The 17501-nt window shown below is 44.2% G+C and carries 9 protein-coding genes; all 9 read left to right on the plus strand.

Annotation, left to right across the window (positions count from 1 at the left end; genetic code table 11):
• The first annotated feature begins 63 nt into the window (after positions 1-63).
• The 9 genes from IE054_RS02420 to pglZ all read left to right on the plus strand — a co-directional run bounded on the left by IE054_RS02420 (position 64) and on the right by pglZ (position 17489).
• Entirely contained in the window at positions 64-948 is an 885-nt protein-coding gene (locus IE054_RS02420) for a WYL domain-containing protein (RefSeq protein WP_189403476.1), read from the plus strand.
• A 3-nt stretch (positions 949-951) separates the two neighbouring features.
• Positions 952-1566 carry a DUF1819 family protein gene (locus tag IE054_RS02425; RefSeq protein WP_189403477.1) on the plus strand — a complete coding sequence of 205 codons (615 nt, stop codon included), beginning with the start codon at positions 952-954 and terminating at the stop codon, positions 1564-1566.
• A gap of 4 nt (positions 1567-1570) precedes the next feature.
• The gene (locus IE054_RS02430) at positions 1571-2155 is read left to right on the plus strand and encodes a DUF1788 domain-containing protein (protein ID WP_229804972.1); all 585 of its coding nucleotides are present in this window, start codon (positions 1571-1573) and stop codon (positions 2153-2155) included.
• A 19-nt stretch (positions 2156-2174) separates the two neighbouring features.
• Positions 2175-5822: a BREX system P-loop protein BrxC gene (gene brxC, locus IE054_RS02435; RefSeq protein WP_189403478.1), complete on the plus strand. Its 3648-nt coding sequence runs from the start codon at positions 2175-2177 to the stop codon at positions 5820-5822.
• Between the two features lie 14 nt (positions 5823-5836).
• Positions 5837-9484, plus strand: a complete 3648-nt coding sequence (gene pglX, locus IE054_RS02440) for a BREX-1 system adenine-specific DNA-methyltransferase PglX (RefSeq protein WP_189403479.1) — start codon at positions 5837-5839, stop codon at positions 9482-9484.
• 83 nt (positions 9485-9567) lie between these two features.
• Complete coding sequence (gene pglX / locus IE054_RS02445; protein WP_189403480.1) at positions 9568-12933, plus strand: BREX-1 system adenine-specific DNA-methyltransferase PglX; 3366 nt, start codon at positions 9568-9570, stop codon at positions 12931-12933.
• The gene (locus tag IE054_RS02450) at positions 12934-13410 is read left to right on the plus strand and encodes a toll/interleukin-1 receptor domain-containing protein (RefSeq protein ID WP_189403481.1); all 477 of its coding nucleotides are present in this window, start codon (positions 12934-12936) and stop codon (positions 13408-13410) included.
• The gene (locus IE054_RS02455) at positions 13411-14745 is read left to right on the plus strand and encodes a DEAD/DEAH box helicase (protein WP_189403482.1); all 1335 of its coding nucleotides are present in this window, start codon (positions 13411-13413) and stop codon (positions 14743-14745) included.
• Positions 14745-17489: a BREX-1 system phosphatase PglZ type A gene (gene pglZ, locus IE054_RS02460; RefSeq protein WP_189403483.1), complete on the plus strand. Its 2745-nt coding sequence runs from the start codon at positions 14745-14747 to the stop codon at positions 17487-17489. Before IE054_RS02455 ends, pglZ begins: the two co-directional genes overlap by 1 nt.
• Positions 17490-17501 lie beyond the last annotated feature (12 nt).

Here is a 17501-nt window from a genome sequence, read left to right on the forward strand (position 1 = left end):
GTAAATTGAAGTGAGTCTCAAAATGAGACATACTGAGATTTTTATTGAGACGTTAAGTTAAGAATGAGTTGGCAACAACTAAGCTTTGCTCAAAAGCAACGGCTTGCATATATCGATTTCAAACTTCTTTTTATTGGACATGTTACAAGGTCCGAAGTTGTCAATTATTTTGGACAAGGTTTATCCTCTGCTTCACGCGATATTACTCTGTACAAAGAGCTGCGCCCGCAAAATATGGAGTATGACTCACGCGAAAAACGATATTATCAAACACCCGAGTTTACCCCGTTGGTCGAGCACGATGCTAAGAAGACACTCGCTAAGTTGGCAAATCACATTTCAGATGGGCTTGATGCGATAGGTGATATCGATTTCCCGGTAGAAGCTCCCAGCCAACTCAACATACCGAATATCTTTATTGTTGCCCGATTGATACAGGCAACGGTCAATAAAAAGGCCATCAGCATAACCTATACCTCTCTCAGTAGCGGGTCTGGTGCAAGGGAGGTTGTACCCCATAATATCGTTGATAATGGATTGCGATGGCACGTTCGAGCGTTCGACAGAAAATCTTCAAGCTTTCGAGATTTTGTTATCACACGTATCTCAAAGGTTTCTCTTATAAATGCCAAGGTTAACCAGGGTGAGGATAAGCTTCACGATTATCAGTGGATGCGAATGATGCCGTTGCGACTGGTGCCTCATCCAGAAAACATTAAGCACCCGACGGCCATTGAGCTGGACTATTCGATGAATGACGGCATGTTGGAACTCAATGTTAGAGCTGCTATGGCAGGATATCTGCTGCGCCGCTGGAATGTCGACTGCACGGCAAATGCCTCGTTGCGAGGCGCAGAATACCAGCTTTGGCTGAAGAACAGACAAACACTCTACGGTGCTGAAAACCTAACAATAGCACCGGGATATGAGCCCGATAATGAGAATTAATAAATGAATGCGCAGGCCAAACTTAAAAACCATAAAGCCTATTTAGGCGACCTTATCGGTGGCAGCCTGATGCTTCGCGAATCACAGACAATTGCGGAGCTGTTGTTAACATTACCGTCGGCAGATGATTGGCATGATGCAATTGTAAATCGAAATGTCTTACAAAAACGTTCTGATGCATCGGCCAAGCGTAATGCGGCCACAATCAAGAAGCGGTTAGTGGGGCTGAGCGACGTCTACTTGGAGAAGCTTGCATTCGGTGGTACTGAACTCGCTACCCAATTAATGTTTGCGGCAACGCTTATTAATTCACCGATGCTGGCTGATTTCATGCGCAATGTGGTTATCAATGCAAAGCGAGTCTTTCGCGAATATCTTGATCAGAAAGACTGGGAAAGTTTTTGGGATGACAGTGTCCGTATTTATCCGGAACTAGGCTCAATGTCTGAGACTTCCACATACAAGATAGCCCAGGTCGCGTTTAAGTTATTGGCGGACGCGGGTTATATCGACTCTACTCGTACCAAAAAGCTACAAAATATCTTCTTATTACCTGAAGTACGGTCGTTACTTGCGCAAATGGAAAGAGATGATGTCATTGCGGCAATGGAGGTCTAATCAGGTGTCGTCGTATAAGCAATTACGGACATTACGCGAGCGGCTAGACCAAGTTCTGCCAAGAATTGAGAGCGCAGAATTTTTGGAAAACAAAGGTCTGGGTAACGAAATTGGTTTCTACATATTTGACTATCCAGCGGATGCAGAACTGGAAGTTCGCGAACATCTCGGATTTATTACTGGCAAGCTTGAGAACCGGGGACGTGAGTTTGCCAGCATCAACTTATTCGAAGTAATTATCGAGATTTTGGATAGCCGAAATCTGACAGAGCGAGCATTTAAATTACAGCGAGATAGAGGGGATGATGCACTGTTTAATGCGCTAAAAGGCCCGCTGGAGCAAAACAAAGTAGCTGAGTTTATCGCCAAGAAAGCCAGTCTTGAGCAAAGCGAATTTATCCTGCTGCATGGCCTGGGTAGCGCATGGCCCATCATTCGCGGCCACGGTTTACTCAATGCGCTTCATGCCAGAGTTGGAAGCGTGCCCACCGTATTGTTCTATCCGGGCGAATACGATGGCGCAAGGTTAAAACCTTTCGGAACAATTGACTCAAACAACTATTACAGAGCATTTAAGTTAGTGCCATAAACGGATTTAGGGGAAGTATATGCAGATTAAGCAACTGTTTACCAAAGATATTGCGCGCAAAATCAATGGAGTTGTAAAAGCAGATCAAACAGAGAATGACATCGTTTATACCGAGCTGGATGAATATGTCATTACCAAAGAATTGGCCCAACACTTTGAGAAATTCTTCGATGCCTACATGCCTTCAGTTAGAGATCCGAAAGCCAAGGCGGCATCTGGAAAGCTAGGTATTTGGATAAGCGGCTTCTTTGGTTCGGGTAAATCGCATTTCATCAAGATCCTGTCATATCTGTTGAAGAATATAAGTGCTACCAACGGAGAAATTGATCGGACCGCTATCGAGTTCTTCAAAAATAAAGATCTAGACGGCTTCCTGCTGGGTGAAGTTGATACTGCTATCAACAAAGACAACACTGTCATTTTGTTCAATATTGATAGTCGCGCCAACACTGATGATGGTGACAACGCCATATTAAAGGTATTTCTGAAGGTCTTTAACGAAGAAATGGGCTTTAGTGGCGATCACCCGCACATTGCACACCTGGAGAGAGAGCTAGACAGCAAAGGGGTATTCGAGAAGTTTAAGGTCGTATTCAACGAGCTTACTTCCGTTGATTGGGTTGCGGAGCGGGATGCTTATGATTTCTATCGTGATGATTTAGCTGAAGCCCTGGCCAAGGTCACCGAGCAATCTGCGGAATCTGCAAGGCAATGGGTGGATAATCTTGAGAGAAACTTCTCCCTCGATGTGGCCAACTTCTGTAAGTGGGTGAAGGAGTATTTGGATCAGGATATCAATCGCCGCGTATTATTTTTCGTGGATGAAGTGGGTCAGTTCATCGGTAACAACACCCAAATGATGCTTAAGCTGCAAACGATTACCGAAAACTTAGGTACTATCTGTGAAGGCAGAGCCTGGGTGGTAGTGACGTCTCAGGAAGATATTGATGCCGTTATCGGCCAGATGTCCGGCTCGAAAGGCCATGACTTTTCGAAGATCCAAGGGCGTTTTGAGCGTCTGTCATTATCCAGCTCGAATACCAGTGAGGTAATTGAGAAGCGCTTGCTGGAAAAAGACAATACTGCACGTGATGCGCTGCAATCGTTATATGACCAGAAAGGCGATATTCTGCGCAACCAGCTTGCGTTTGATGCAACAACCACGGCGGAATTGGCAAACTATAAAGACGCCACTAGCTTTGTACATGCATATCCGTTTGTGCCATACCACTATATATTGGTGCAGAAGATTTTCGAAGCGATTCGCAAAGCTGGGGCTACAGGTTTGCACTTAAGCCGGGGCGAACGGTCATTGCTAGATGCGTTCCAAAGCGCGGCCCAGCAAATCAGCAACGAAGAAATCGGTGCATTAGTACCACTCTATCGTTTTTATCCGGCCATTGAGAGCTTTTTAGACACAGCGGTCAAGCGCGATATCGACAATGCCTCTGACAAAGATTCCATTTCCGACTTTGCCGTCAACATTCTTAAAACCCTTTTCCTTATTCGCTATGTGGATGTGATTAAATCCACCTTAGACAACTTAGTTACACTTTGTGTCGGCAAGGTTGATGAAGACAGACTTGCTCTGCGCCGCCAGATAGAGCAGGCACTAAACGTTCTGGAACAAAACCTGCTGATTGCGCGTCAGGGCGATGAATACATCTTCCTGACCAATGAAGAAAAAGAAATTGAGAAGGAAATCCAGCATACCGAGATTGAGGTCTCAGACGAAACCGCTGAGCTAAGCAACATCATTTATGAAGAGGTACTGCGTCGCAAAAACCAATACACCTACCCGGAGAATAACCAGCTGTTCCCGGTTAGCCGTTTTTGTAACGGTATTCCCAGAGATGGTGCAGTTGAAAACGACTTGGTTGTTAAGGTGATTTCACCGATAGATGTCAACTATGCAGAGTACATTCACACCGTGTGTATGAATAATTCGGCTGAAGGGGATGGTGCCATCCTGATCAAGCTGGGAGATGACAAGCAACTTTTTGATGAGCTAAGAACCTTCATAAAGACCCGTAAATTTTTGCGTATGACAGGGGGGAGCCGCCCCGAACAAGAACAGTTGCTTCGCGACAAAGCTTCTGAAAACCACTCTCGGCACAAACGCCTCATCACTGCGTTTGAAGAGTTGGTCAAAGATGCGGATTACTACGCACTTGGATCTCAGCTGAATCCAAAAGGCAATTCGGTTTCAGTGATATTGGATGATGCTTATCGCTACGTGATTGAGAATACGTTTGGTAAGCTCAAACTTGTTCGGCGCTTCCCTGGGGACATCCGCCGTGAAATACAGCAAACCTTAGTCGCTGATGACGCCAGTCAAATCGGTCTGGATCTGAAAGACGATGAAGTTAATCCAGAAGCTTCATTAGAAGTCGAGAAATACATCACACTGGCGGATGAAACAGGCCGTTTGACTACCGCAGAAGATGTGGTGAAACGTTTCTCAAAACGTCCGTTTGGCTGGAACGATGATGAAATTCTATTGATCATGGCGCGATTAGCGCTTGCTAACAAAATATGCTTCCACATGCGGCAACAGGAAGTACCGCTTAAGAGTGTATACGACAACCTGATTCAGGTGCGTAAGCGAGCCGAACTGCGTGTACGTAAAATAAAACAGCAGTCAGAAGCGAACTTAAAACGAGCAGCCAAATTGTATCGCGATGTGTTTTCGGTAAACGCACCTGAAACTGAAAAAGAGCTGTTTAATGCTGCGCATGACAAGCTACGCACGATGAAATCTAAGCTTGATGGTTTTGCACAAAAGGCCTCGACGGGCCAATATCCCGGCAAAGCCGAAATTGAGCATGGTCGCGTGCTGTTAGCCGGATTAATTGATACGCAGTCCAGCTTCCAGTTTATCGACCAGTTCTTAGATGCCAGCAACGATTTACTCGATTTCGAAGAAGACTTTGAAGATCTGGCAAACTTTTATGAAACCCAATTCGATACATGGCAGCGGTTAACCAGTGCATTGACGATGGAATTTGAGCGTAACCGCAAAGCACTGGAAAGTGATGAGCAAGCAGCCAAAGCGCTAAAAGAACTTCAGGCGATTTACAATAGTGTCCGGCCTTATCGGGAAATTCGCAATATCGAACCATTGATTGAGCAGGTTAAAAAGGTCAACTCGCAATTACTTGGTAAAAAACGCGAACACGCCAGAGAACGTATCGAACATCGTATTAGCCTTGTACAAGCGCAAATCAAACAGGCACAGGCTCCCGATGAGTTAAGTAACCGTGTATTGATGCCACTACAAAATGCTATTAAGCGTTTAGATAATCTGCAAGCCATTGCAGACATTTTACAAGAACAGAGCGAAGCTCAGGCGCTCGAAGAAGATGCCTATATTGTTATCAACGAATTTATCGAGCAACAGGAAACGGAGCGACAAAAACAACCCAATCCATATCCAAGCCCAGATGGAGATGGACTGAATGATGGGAAAAATGTACCTAAGGTCGCTGATAAGCCGGTAACGCCACCACCCAAGAAAATGGTTACCGTGGATACGGCATCCATTGTTCGCAAAGTAAGTCAAACGGGTGTACTTGAGACAGAGCAAGATATAAATGCTTATTTAGCTGCACTGAAAGCCGAACTTTCATCCCTGGTAAATAACAACAACAACGTGCGTATTAAATAACCAGGGACATAAATATGAATACCAAGAACTTAAAAGCTTATGCCCCAACAGCACGTAGCCAGTTTATGGAGGCGGTAGCTAAACGTGCAGCTCACTTTGGCATATACGAAGATGAAATTGTGCCAGTCAGCTTTCAGGGCAGCACGGCTATTATTGAAGGAAATGCCTTTACTAAACAGCAGGGTGAACAGCGCAAGCGGCTTGAAAAGCGTATAGAAGAAAAGCCCTTAGCGACATATAAAGAGCGTTTCGACTTGTTTGTTCGCGAGATGGCTTATACATGGTTTAACCGTCTTGCTGCGCTCCGATATATGGAGCTTCACGACTACTTTGAGCATGGCTTCAGGGTATTAAGTAACCCAAGCAATCAAGATGGTTTGCCGGAAATCCTAGACCATGCGGCAGATGTTGCCGATATGTTGGGGCTGGATAAAGCACAAATCATCGAATGGCAATTATCCGGTGATAAACAGGAAGTGTTGTACCGTGAGTTATTACTTGGCCAGTGCCATCACTTGCATAGCGTTATGCCGTTTTTATTCGAGGCCATTGATGATGCAACCGAGTTGCTGCTGCCTGATAACCTTACCAAAACCGATTCCATTCTAAAGGGGCTGGTAAACGATATTCCTGAAGAAGACTGGGAACAGATCGAAGTCATCGGTTGGCTTTATCAGTTCTATATTTCCGAGCATAAAGATGCTGTTATTGGCAAGGTGGTTAAATCAGAGGATATCCCGGCGGCAACTCAGCTGTTCACGCCAAACTGGATTGTTAAATATCTGGTGCAGAACAGCATTGGTCGTCAGTGGCTGGCTACTTATCCGGATTCGTCCATCAAAGCCAAGATGGAATATTATATTGAGCCTGCTGAACAAACCGATGAGGTAAACGCTCAACTAGCAGCTATTACGCCAAGCCGTATTGACCCGGAATCAATCAAAGCACTTGACCCTGCATGTGGTTCGGGCCATATCCTCGTTGAAATGTATGAAGTGCTCCGCGAAATTTACTTAGAACGGGGCTATCGGCTGCGCGAAATTCCAGAGCTGATCCTCACCAAAAACATCTACGGGTTGGATATTGACGACCGCGCGGCGCAGCTCACTGGGTTTGCACTTCTTATGAAAGCCCGTGAAGACGACCGACGTATATTCCAGCGCGTTCAGGATGGCAGCGTAAAACTCAACGTTTATGCATTACAGTCAACCGAAGGCTGGGATAGCGCATCTCTCTGGCAAGCACTGAACTTAGACGGCAAAGCTAAACAAGGCAGCAGTGGTGACTTATTCGCAGAATCTACAAACGTCATTCCCGCGCACGCGGGAATCTACGCCGAATACTACGACTTGCTGAAATACCTGATTATGTCATTTGAACAGGCGAAAACGTTAGGCTCATTGATTCAAATTGATCATCAATACCTGCCAACGCTTGAGAAATTTAAAGATGAGTTGCTAGAAAAATTGCAAGGCACTGATCCGACGGCAATTGCAGCCGCAATCCAGCTATTACCTGTGATTGAGCAAGCTACTGTGTTAGCTGAGAAATATAGTGCCGTCATTGCTAACTCACCATATATGGGTAGCAAAGGGATGAACTCTCTATTGAAGAAATTTGCTAAAGAAAATTTCCCTTACTCTAAATCAGATCTTTTTGCATTATTTATGGAAAGAGCGTTTTTCTGGCTTTCAAAATTTGGCGTTAATGCTCAAGTGAACATGCAATCATGGATGTTTCTGTCAAGTTATGAAAAGCTGAGGAGTAACATCCTCAGCACGAAAACATTTATTACTATGGCTCATTTAGGGGCTAGAGCATTTGGACAGATATCTGGTGAAGTTGTCCAAACTACAGCTTGGGTCATTGGGAATTATCATCTAGGTAGTTTTCAGCCAGTCTTCTTCAGACTTATAAGTGGAAACGAAAAAGAAAAGCAAATTTCATTAAAAAGCAAGAGATTTAGACATTCTCATACAGCACAACAAAGCTTTTCCAAAATTCCCGGAAGCCCAATTGCTTACTGGTTTAATGACTCTTTTCGAGAGCTATTTTCATCGAATAAAAGTGTTTTAGATTTCTCAAAAGGATCAACTGGACTTCAGACAAGTAACTCTGAAAAATTTCTAAGATATTGGTGGGAAGTTTCAGCAATATCAAATAAATGGTTTAGATACGCTAAAGGCGGAGAGTTTAGGAAATGGTATGGGAATGTTGAGCATGTGGTAAATTGGTTTAATAACGGCGCTGAAATTAAAGAATACGTCGTTAATAAATATCCGTACTTAAATGGAAACTATGCATTAGTAGTGAAGAATGAGAATACATATTTTGAAGAGGGGCTACTAACTTCTAGGATTACTTCAGGTGGCTTGGGATTTCGTATCAAAAAAGCAACAGAGCTATATGCGGATGCATGTACAGCTGCTTTTCCTAAAGACACAAAAATATTCCTTGGGCTCTTAAATTCGAAGCTTTCAGGATTAATTCAACAGCTAAACCCAACAATCAACTTCCAAGCAAGTGATCTACAGAAATTTCCTATTATTTATCCTGAAAATTCAAATGAATTTATTAAATTGGTAGATGAAGCGATAAGTGTAAGCAAAAGAGACTGGGACGACTTTGAAACATCAAGAGACTTTGTCGAATCACCAATAATAAAAAGCGATAGATTGATAAATGCCTCATTCGACAATTATTTAGATTATTGTAAAAATGAATCCGAGACCCTGAGGGGGATCGAGGAAGATATTAACAAAACAGTAATTGAAAGTTATGGGCTTGTAGATGTTTTAGAACATACAACTCCAATAAATGAAATTACACTAGCAAAAAATATTATATTTAGATACCCAAATAGTGAATCTGATTCAAGACTAATTTCAGATACGTTAACTGAACTTATAAGCTATTTTGTTGGTTGTAGTATGGGAAGGTTTTCTCTAGACATTGGAGGGCTTGTTTACGCTCATGGCGGAAATGAAGGTTTCAGACAGCTATTAGCAAAAGCCGCATATAAAACTTTCCCTGCTGATGAGGATGGTATCATCCCTCTTGCATCTGAGGAGTGGCTATTTGAGGACGACGCGACTATACGGCTTCGTGGGTTTGTTAAGACCGTTTGGGGAGAAGATAGTCTTCAAGAAAACCTTGATTTTGTTGCTGAAAGCCTTTGCTTAGATTCTATCAAACCCAAAAAGGGTGAAAGCTCGATGGAAACGATTCGTCGCTACTTCTCCACGCAGTTTTTTGCTGATCACTGCAAAATGTACAAGAAGCGCCCAATTTACTGGCTGTTTAGCTCGGGCAAAGAAAAGGCCTTTGAATGCTTGGTGTACCTTCATCGCTACAACGAAGCCACGCTGTCACGCATGCGTACCGAGTATGTCACGCCGTTGATGGGCAAATATGATCACCAGCTAAGTAGGAAAATGGAAGAAGTGGTTGAAGCCACTGGCACTGAGCTGCGTCGCATCGAAAAAGAGATTAAAGATCTAGAGAAAAAACAAGCAGAGCTGCGCAAGTTTGACGAAGAGCTTAAACACTATGCAGAGATGCGCATTTCACTGGATCTTGATGACGGCGTTAAAGCTAACTATGGAAAGTTCGGCAACTTACTGGCAAATGTAAAAGCCATTCACGGTAAAGCAGCAAAATAGCATGTACAAAGTGCGAAGCGATTATGTGCAAAAGAGATATGCACTCGATTAGCTGAGCCAAGCGCCAATAAAATGGAAGGTGAATGATGGAACTTAAAAAAATTAAAAAATACGCGAGTGAGGCACGGATATCTTTTAAGTCAGCGATCAGTCAAAGACTGAACCAAATTGATAAAAGCCAGTCGCTAATTGCTAAGATAACCGACATTGGCGAAGAGCAGGTTATAGAGCAAGCGGCTTACACATGGTTTAATCGGTTAGGGGTTATTCGATACCTGGAACTTAATGAAAAGTTAAGCCATGGATACAGAGTATTATCGCACCCAACGTTGGCAGAAAGCTTTCAAATCACCGCTGTTTTACACGAATTATGCGAAGACTTTTCCATTGATAAGCCTGATGTTATTGCATTGCAGCTTGATGGCGATAAAGAGGAAGCGTTATTTCGCTTGGCGCTGCTGGGCCAGTGTCGACAATTGTCGCAAAGCTTTCCTTTTTTGTTTGCTGAAAGTGAAGGTTGGGTAGACGAATTATTGCCTAACGATTTAACTCGTAGTCAGTCGATCATTCGCTTTTTCGTCGATAACCTGGAGGAGGATTACTGGACATCCCTTGATGTATTCAGTGAATTATTCTCGGCTTATTATGCAGATATAAAAAAAGAGTTACCCAAAAAGATCGGTCTGACCGAACTGGCGAAAGCAACACAAGTAACAGAGCCCGCATGGCTTAGCCAGTATATGGTAGAAAATGCGCTGGCGCGGCGGTGGAAAGAACTATGCCCCGAATCCAGGGTGACGGATGGGCTAGGTTATTACCTGGCTGAACCAACACAACCCGAACATGTTAGCTCGCATATCGCAAAAGTTAGTAAGGGGACGCAGGCCGACCCGCAAGATATTAAAGTGTTGGATGCTGCCTGTGGTAGTGGCCGAAACCTATTGCTGGCCTATGATTTGTTAAGCCGTATTTATTTAGAAAAAGGGTATCGGAACAGGGATATTCCACAGGCCATATTCGACAATAATTTGTTCGGCTTGGATATTGACGAACGTGCAGTGCAGGTAGCATCGCTACTATTGGTGTTAAGAGCAGGTGTTGAAGACAAGCGGTTTTTAACCAGAGGGTACAAGCCTACTATTTTAAACTTAGGTAAGTTAGGTGGCTTAGGGGCCATAGCCTCTACTAAAGAGGTTGAACGCTCAGACTACGACCCAGAGCAAAAACGTGTTTTGATAAAAGCATTAACGCAAAAATATGATGTGGTGGCCACCTATCCGCCTAATCTTGGCATTATCGGGGCCGCTGATTCATTGGCACAGCTAAAAGACGTGGCCAAGACAGACTATCCCGAAACCAAAAGTAATCTGGCCACAATGTTTTTTAGCCGCACGCTAAATTTGCTTAAACCCGATGGTTTTGCAGCGCTAATTCTTAAAGACAGTTGGCTTTTTCTGGGGCGCTACGAAAAAATGCGTAACCTGTTATTTAACCAGCATGCAGTTGCGACGCTTGTACATATGGGGCGAGGCGTTATTCCTGATCTGCATCAAATGAATGCGGTCGTGATCAGAAACAGCCACTTACCTGATTTTGAGGCGCGTTACTGTTTTGTCGAAAACACGGATATTGAAGATAACATCATCGTGGATGATACCGATGGTGAAAAAGAAGTGAGTGTGTTACCTCGGCCGCGGTACTTTCCACCAAAGAACGATAGATACGTTACTAATTCATTGGCCAAAATGTCGGTTGTTCCCACTAAGCCGCTTTCCTATTGGGTTTCATCAGGGGTACAGCAAGCTTTTAAAAAAGGCCAGCCTTTTAAATTGAGCGTTGCGACATTACCAATGGGCAAGAACATCGATCGTGACAAATATGTACGCTACTGGTGGGAGTTGGATGCCAGTAATGTTGGCACTGGTGGCTCATGGAGGCCCATCGTTTCGGGCGGTGAATATCGGCGCTGGTATGGCAACCTTAATAGCTATGTGAATAGTGCGAATAACGACATAGCAGGATTAGGGCAAGTAGTTCCGGCAGTATCAAACTCCTGGACAGCACTATCGCCAAAGTTTAATGCAAGAGAAGTTCCCACCGGTTGTATATCGGATCCTTCAGGCCCTTGCTTTGCTATGGAATCTTCTGGCTCAGATACCAGTAAGCAAAATCGCTTGTTCCAGCTTGGTTTAATGAATTCTACTGTGTTTGATCAACTGGTTAAAACGGTTTATCCCGAAGGGGTTTTGGGGTCAATCCGGGCCGGTGATTTAGCGGTATTACCGATTGAAAGCAGTCAGAAAGAGGCAATCGCAGGTATTACTGCTACGCTAGTCGACTATGCAAAAAATGACTGGCATTCGGTTGAAACTTCAACAGGGTTTACGACTCAGGTGTTGCTTGCTGAGCAGAGTGTGTCTTGCTCAGACTCCATTGCACATGATTTCACTGCATTAAAAGCATCACATTGCCAGTTTACATCCGAAGTTGCATCGTTCGAGTCAATGCTTAATGAGCATGTTAATGCCAGCTATTCGCTGGATGAGGGCGAAATATCGCCTGTAGCAATCAGTGACTTATCTTTTTATTCAAACCCCTATGTTGCCCAAGGTATACAATCGAGTAGTGCTATCACGCCTGAAGATAAGAAAAAGGTTTTTGACACTTACCAGTCAAACCAAATAGAGGGTTTAATAAGTTTTTTTGTCGGATGCTTGATGGGCCGCTTTAGCTGTTTAACAACAGGTCTGGTTTATGCCGGCACAGCAAATGAAAACTTTAAAGAAACATACACTTCAGATTATTACGGCGATTTTTTGCCCGATGATGATGGTATTGTTCCGTTAGCTACTGAATCATGGCTTTTTAACGATGACGCTACGGCCAGATTTAGCGACTTCGTGAAAGGAATATGGGGCAAAGACACTCTTCAGGAAAACCTTACATTTGTCGCAGACAGTTTGTGTTTACACGCTATTAAGCCAAAAGCGGGGGAGATTTCTACGGATACCATCCGTCGCTACTTCTCTAGTCAGTTTTTTACTAACCATTGTAAAACCTACAAACAGCGTCCTGTTTATTGGTTAATTAGTTCTGGTAAAGAAAAAGCCTTCGAATGCTTGGTTTATTTGCACCGCTACAGTGAAGGTACGCTTTCCCGTATGCGCACCGAATATTTCATACCTTTGATGAGTAAATACGAGTCTCAGCACGACTCACTGTCGGAACAAATAGTTGAAGCAACAGGCACAGAACAGCGGCGTATCGAAAAAGAAATAAAAACCATAGAGAAAAAGCAGGCTGAACTGCGCAAATTTGACGAAGAACTTAAGCACTATGCAGAGATGCGCATTTCACTAGATCTGGATGATGGCGTTAAAGCTAACTATGGGAAGTTTGGCAACTTACTCGCCAATGTAAAAGCCATTCATGGCAAAGCGGTGAAGTAAATGAGCAAGAAGCAAATATCAGTATTTGTATCTTATGCGCATCGCAATAAAAAGCTTGCGGTCGAGTTTCTCGATCTGCTGGAAGAGTTGCTGTTGCCGTCGAGGCACTATCAGTTTGATTTGTGGTTTGATAATTACATTGATGTTGGTGAGAAATGGAGAGAGCAAATACTCGACTCTCTTGAAAAAGCGGATATTGGGTTACTGTTAGTTTCTCCCGCTTTTCTCGCTTCCCCGTTTATATCTGAATCGGAACTGCCGGCCTTTATAGGTGAAAATGCAAAGCCAATGTTGCCTGTTATGCTGTCAAAGATAGATTTTGAAAAGCATGATCTGAAAGGACTTGGTGAATATCAGCTATATCGCTACGAAGATAAGAAGTTATCTGCTCCCAGAGCCTACAGTGAGCTAAAGAAAAAACGCCGAGAACAGTTTGCCTGGGAAGTATTTCAGCTAATTCACAAAAAGCTCGATTGAATGAACCTACGTCCCTACCAGAAAGAAGCCGTCGACGCGCTGTTGCTGTTTTATCTGCAACAAGGTACAAGCAGTGGCCTGTGTGTACTGCCGACGGCCAGTGGCAAAACCGTTATATTTTCTGAATTTATTCGCCAGTTAGTGGAAATTAAACCAGCAACACGCGTGCTAATCTTAGCGCATACGCAGGAAATAGTGGCTCAGAATGCGGATAAACTTCAAAGGATCTGTCCTCAGGCTGATATTGGTGTTTGCTGTTCAGGACTAGGCAGAAAAGAGATAAAGCCCATCACATCGGCGAGTCGCGACACAATTTACTGTGAAATCAGCCAATACCCGCAATGGGATTTGGTGATAGTGGATGAGGCCCATCTGATTTCACCCGACGAGCTTACGCGTTATAAAATGATACTGGAATCAATTCGGCTTTTCAGCAGTGACGTGAAAGTTATAGGGTTTACTGCAACGCCGTTTCGCACTGTGCATGGCAAAATCTACGGTGAGGAAGAGGCTGCTTTTTTTTCCAGTTTAATATTTCGAAAACGCATCGATGAACTGGTCAATAGCGGGTATATTTGTCCTGTACACGCAGTAAAGGTAAATAGTGCAGGCATTGCAGATACCTCTACAGTTCGGGTCACCAAGCACGACTTCAACGCTACAGATCTTGAACGTGTAACGGTCGGTCAGAAGCTGGTAGAGAACATAGTGACTGACTGGCTATCTAAAACTTCGGCTAATATGCCCACTGTGTTTTATGCCAGCTCAGTAGCGCAGGGGGAAATCTTTGAGCAGCTTTTAGCTGAACAGGGCTTTCATTACCCCCTCATAACAGCCAGAACTCCCAAGCAAGACAGAAAACAAATATTAAATGATTTTGACGCGGGATTGTTAGATGGCATTGTGAATGTAGCAACTCTGACCACAGGCTGGGATGCACCGCGGCTCGCGTGTATTGTCGTGGCACGGCCAACACTCAGCGCCGCTCTATTTATGCAGATTGTTGGACGTGGGTTACGCTTGCACAAAGGTAAGACAGAGACACTGCTGCTTGATTACGGTCAAAACCTTTCTCGTTTTGGTGTGCTTGAACGTGTAAGGCCTGTTATGGAAAATCGCAGAGAATTTTGGGATACCGAACAGGTTGCAGTATGCCCAGTCTGCGATTCGATAGTGTCAGTTTATCAACTTGACTGCCCATTTTGCACTGAACTATTAAAAAGCGAAGAAGATATCAGCGTATGCTACGAGTGTAGTGCAGGGAACGACCGAAATGCGCAATTTTGTGAAGTTTGTGGTGAAGAGCTAGAAGAAAATAAGGTGCTGTTTAGTTAATGAATTTTGACCAAATTATAAAGGGTATCCTCTCAAAATTTGCACGCTCACGCATCGTATTTTGGCAGGACGAAGACCACGAGTTCACTGATCAGATAGATGATATTGCTGTATTAATGCGAGAAGACGGCATTCAATTTTTAAAGCTGGGCAATGCCTCCGAGTTAGAAGTAAAACAATTACTTGAACTTAAGCAGCCCCTGGACAAATTTCTGCTGTATAGCAATGCGTCAATAAATGCCCCAAAGCGGGACTGGCTCTATGATATACGCCAGTATGCTTCACATTTTTACGCAGACTCCAGTGCCATTATTTTGAATGAGCTGGGTATGCGTATGGAGTTTAGGCAAGATATCAGCCGCTACAAGCGTTTTTTTGGCAATAAGCAGCGTTACAACAAATTAAAAAAACTACTTCCGGAAAATGCTGGCAAAGAGCTTCTCGAGCTTGCGCTGATAGCTGTCTTGCTGAAAGTAGAAACCGTCAGTTTCAGTGCTGTGATCCATCAGTTATTTGATGCCTATGCCAACAAGCCTGAAGACGCGACGCAGTTACTGGATGAGCTGGAGAAATACGACCTAGCAAAGCCGTTTTGGGGCTTTGTGGTTGCGGAATTCGGTTACATTGAACCATCGCTATGGCAGTGCGACGGCATCTCAGACAACGATGCTGATAAAGATAAACAGCCTTCTTTACATATATTGTTGATTAAACTGTTGGTGACTGATTGCTTCCAGGCAATACAGTCCGCTGGAGTAGATGCAGTGACCAGCAAGTTTGGTCAAAGCCTGTCAGCGCATATTCTACCTATGAAAGTAGACCGGGACATCTATGACCAGCTCTCTTCCACATTGCAGGGTAAGGTGGCGAATAGTGCAGCAAAACGCGCAGGTATTATCAATTTTGTTGCAAACTGGCGAGAGAACCGAACACTGGCATCAAGCTATAATACAATTGCAAGTGACATTGCAGCGGAACTTGAAATATCCAGCAAATTAGCCGAACTGTCTCACCCAAAGAAGCTGCTACACGTTGAAACATTCAAAGAAGCTGACCAACAATTACTGAAGACGCTTGCCAAAGACTTACCTGCTTTCACGCGCACAGAGGTCGACGATTGGATAAAAACGCGCCTGCGTGGCCATTGGTGTGTAGCTACCGAAAACTTTGCACCTATGTATAAGGCACTTAAAGCCGCACGTCATTTCTATGAGTTAAAAGAAAAGCATGCTGATGGCTTTGATTTTCTAAGTTGTAAGCAGATGTACGCAGCATATACCGAAGAGTTGTACCAGTTTGATTTTGCGTACCGGGTATTCTGTGAGAACTGTATTGAGCTCAATAAGACAGACGGCGGTGACTTACTGAAAGCTACCGGGCTGGTCGACGACATCGAGCGACTTTACGTTGACTGGTACTTGCATGATCTCGCTGTCGTTTGGGGCAAGCTGGTTGATAACGAGTCATTATTAGATAGCTGGAAACTTACTGATGTTAATAGCCAGCAGGAGTTCTTTAATCATGAGGTTGAAAACCTTTTGAGCAATGGGCCGGTCAAGCGTGTATTCGTTATTATATCTGATGCTCTTCGCTATGAAGTGGCGAATGAAATTGGTCAGCAGATCAATGATGAAAAGCGTTACCAGGCAAAGCTTCACTCTCAACTAGGCGTGGTGCCCAGCTACACCCAGTTGGGGATGGGAAGCTTGCTTCCACATAAAATAATGACCAGCCACTTAGGTACAACAGTGGAATACCGCGCTGATGGCTTATCGGTGCATGGATTAGAAAACCGCAATAAGATATTGGCTAAGCACAACGGCGCAGCGTTTAAAGCAAACGATGTGTTGAACTGGACCAATCAGGAAGGTCGTGAGAAAGTTCGGGATTTGGAGGTAGTTTACATCTATCACGACAACATTGACGCGATTGGTGATAAACACGTTACTGAGAACCTGACCTTTGAAGCTGCCCGCAATGCGATTAGTGAAATTAAGAACTTGGTGTCTCGCATAATAAACCGCCTCAATGGTAGCCGCGTTATTGTGACTGCTGATCACGGGTTCCTGTTTAAAATGACCGATGTGACCGATTCGGATAAGACCTCTTACGGGGTCAAACCTGATGGCGCAGTCGAAGCTAAAAAACGCTATGTAATCGGCACCAAGTTACCTGCTACTAGTTATTACTGGACGGGACGTTTAGCCAATACTGCTGGAATTGATGCGGCGAGCGGCGATAATGCCGAGTTCATTGTACCGCGTGGCAGTAATCGGTTTAACTTTGTGGGGGGAGCCAAGTTTATACACGGCGGGATCATGCCTCAGGAAATCTGTGTGCCAGTGTTGCATGTGCGGGAGTTAGACACAAAAGCTCAAACGAAACACGCGAAACAAAAAGTGGGCGTTGTGCCATTAAATAGCCCGGTGAGGCTCGTCAGTAACATTGACCGTATTCAGCTCCTGCAAACCGATGCTGTGGGCGATAAGTTCAAAGCCAGAGAGCTGGACCTTTGGATTGAATCGCCGGAAGGCATGCGAATGAGTGCTGTCGAAAAAGTGCTATTTGATTCCACGTCCGACAAGTTAGATGAGCGCAAGCGTAACGTGTCGATGAAGCTTGAAGGTAGCGGCTTTGACCGTAACCTGAGCTACAAACTGATTTTGAAAGATACTGATGCCAGTCAGTCTATGGCAACACATACAGTGACGATTGACTTGGCCATTGAAGATGACTTTTTCTAGGGAGAATACGGG

The sequence above is a fragment of the Alteromonas halophila genome, from assembly GCF_014651815.1.
Classification (GTDB): Bacteria; Pseudomonadota; Gammaproteobacteria; order Enterobacterales; family Alteromonadaceae; genus Alteromonas; species Alteromonas halophila.

Coding starts and splice junctions, on each gene's coding strand:
- pglX (WP_189403480.1), top strand. CDS start 9,568: ATGATGGAACTTAAAAAAATTAAAAAATACGCGAGTGAGGCACGGATA.
- IE054_RS02420 (WP_189403476.1), top strand. CDS start 64: ATGAGTTGGCAACAACTAAGCTTTGCTCAAAAGCAACGGCTTGCATAT.
- IE054_RS02455 (WP_189403482.1), top strand. CDS start 13,411: ATGAACCTACGTCCCTACCAGAAAGAAGCCGTCGACGCGCTGTTGCTG.
- brxC (WP_189403478.1), top strand. CDS start 2,175: ATGCAGATTAAGCAACTGTTTACCAAAGATATTGCGCGCAAAATCAAT.
- pglZ (WP_189403483.1), top strand. CDS start 14,745: ATGAATTTTGACCAAATTATAAAGGGTATCCTCTCAAAATTTGCACGC.
- pglX (WP_189403479.1), top strand. CDS start 5,837: ATGAATACCAAGAACTTAAAAGCTTATGCCCCAACAGCACGTAGCCAG.
- IE054_RS02450 (WP_189403481.1), top strand. CDS start 12,934: ATGAGCAAGAAGCAAATATCAGTATTTGTATCTTATGCGCATCGCAAT.
- IE054_RS02425 (WP_189403477.1), top strand. CDS start 952: ATGAATGCGCAGGCCAAACTTAAAAACCATAAAGCCTATTTAGGCGAC.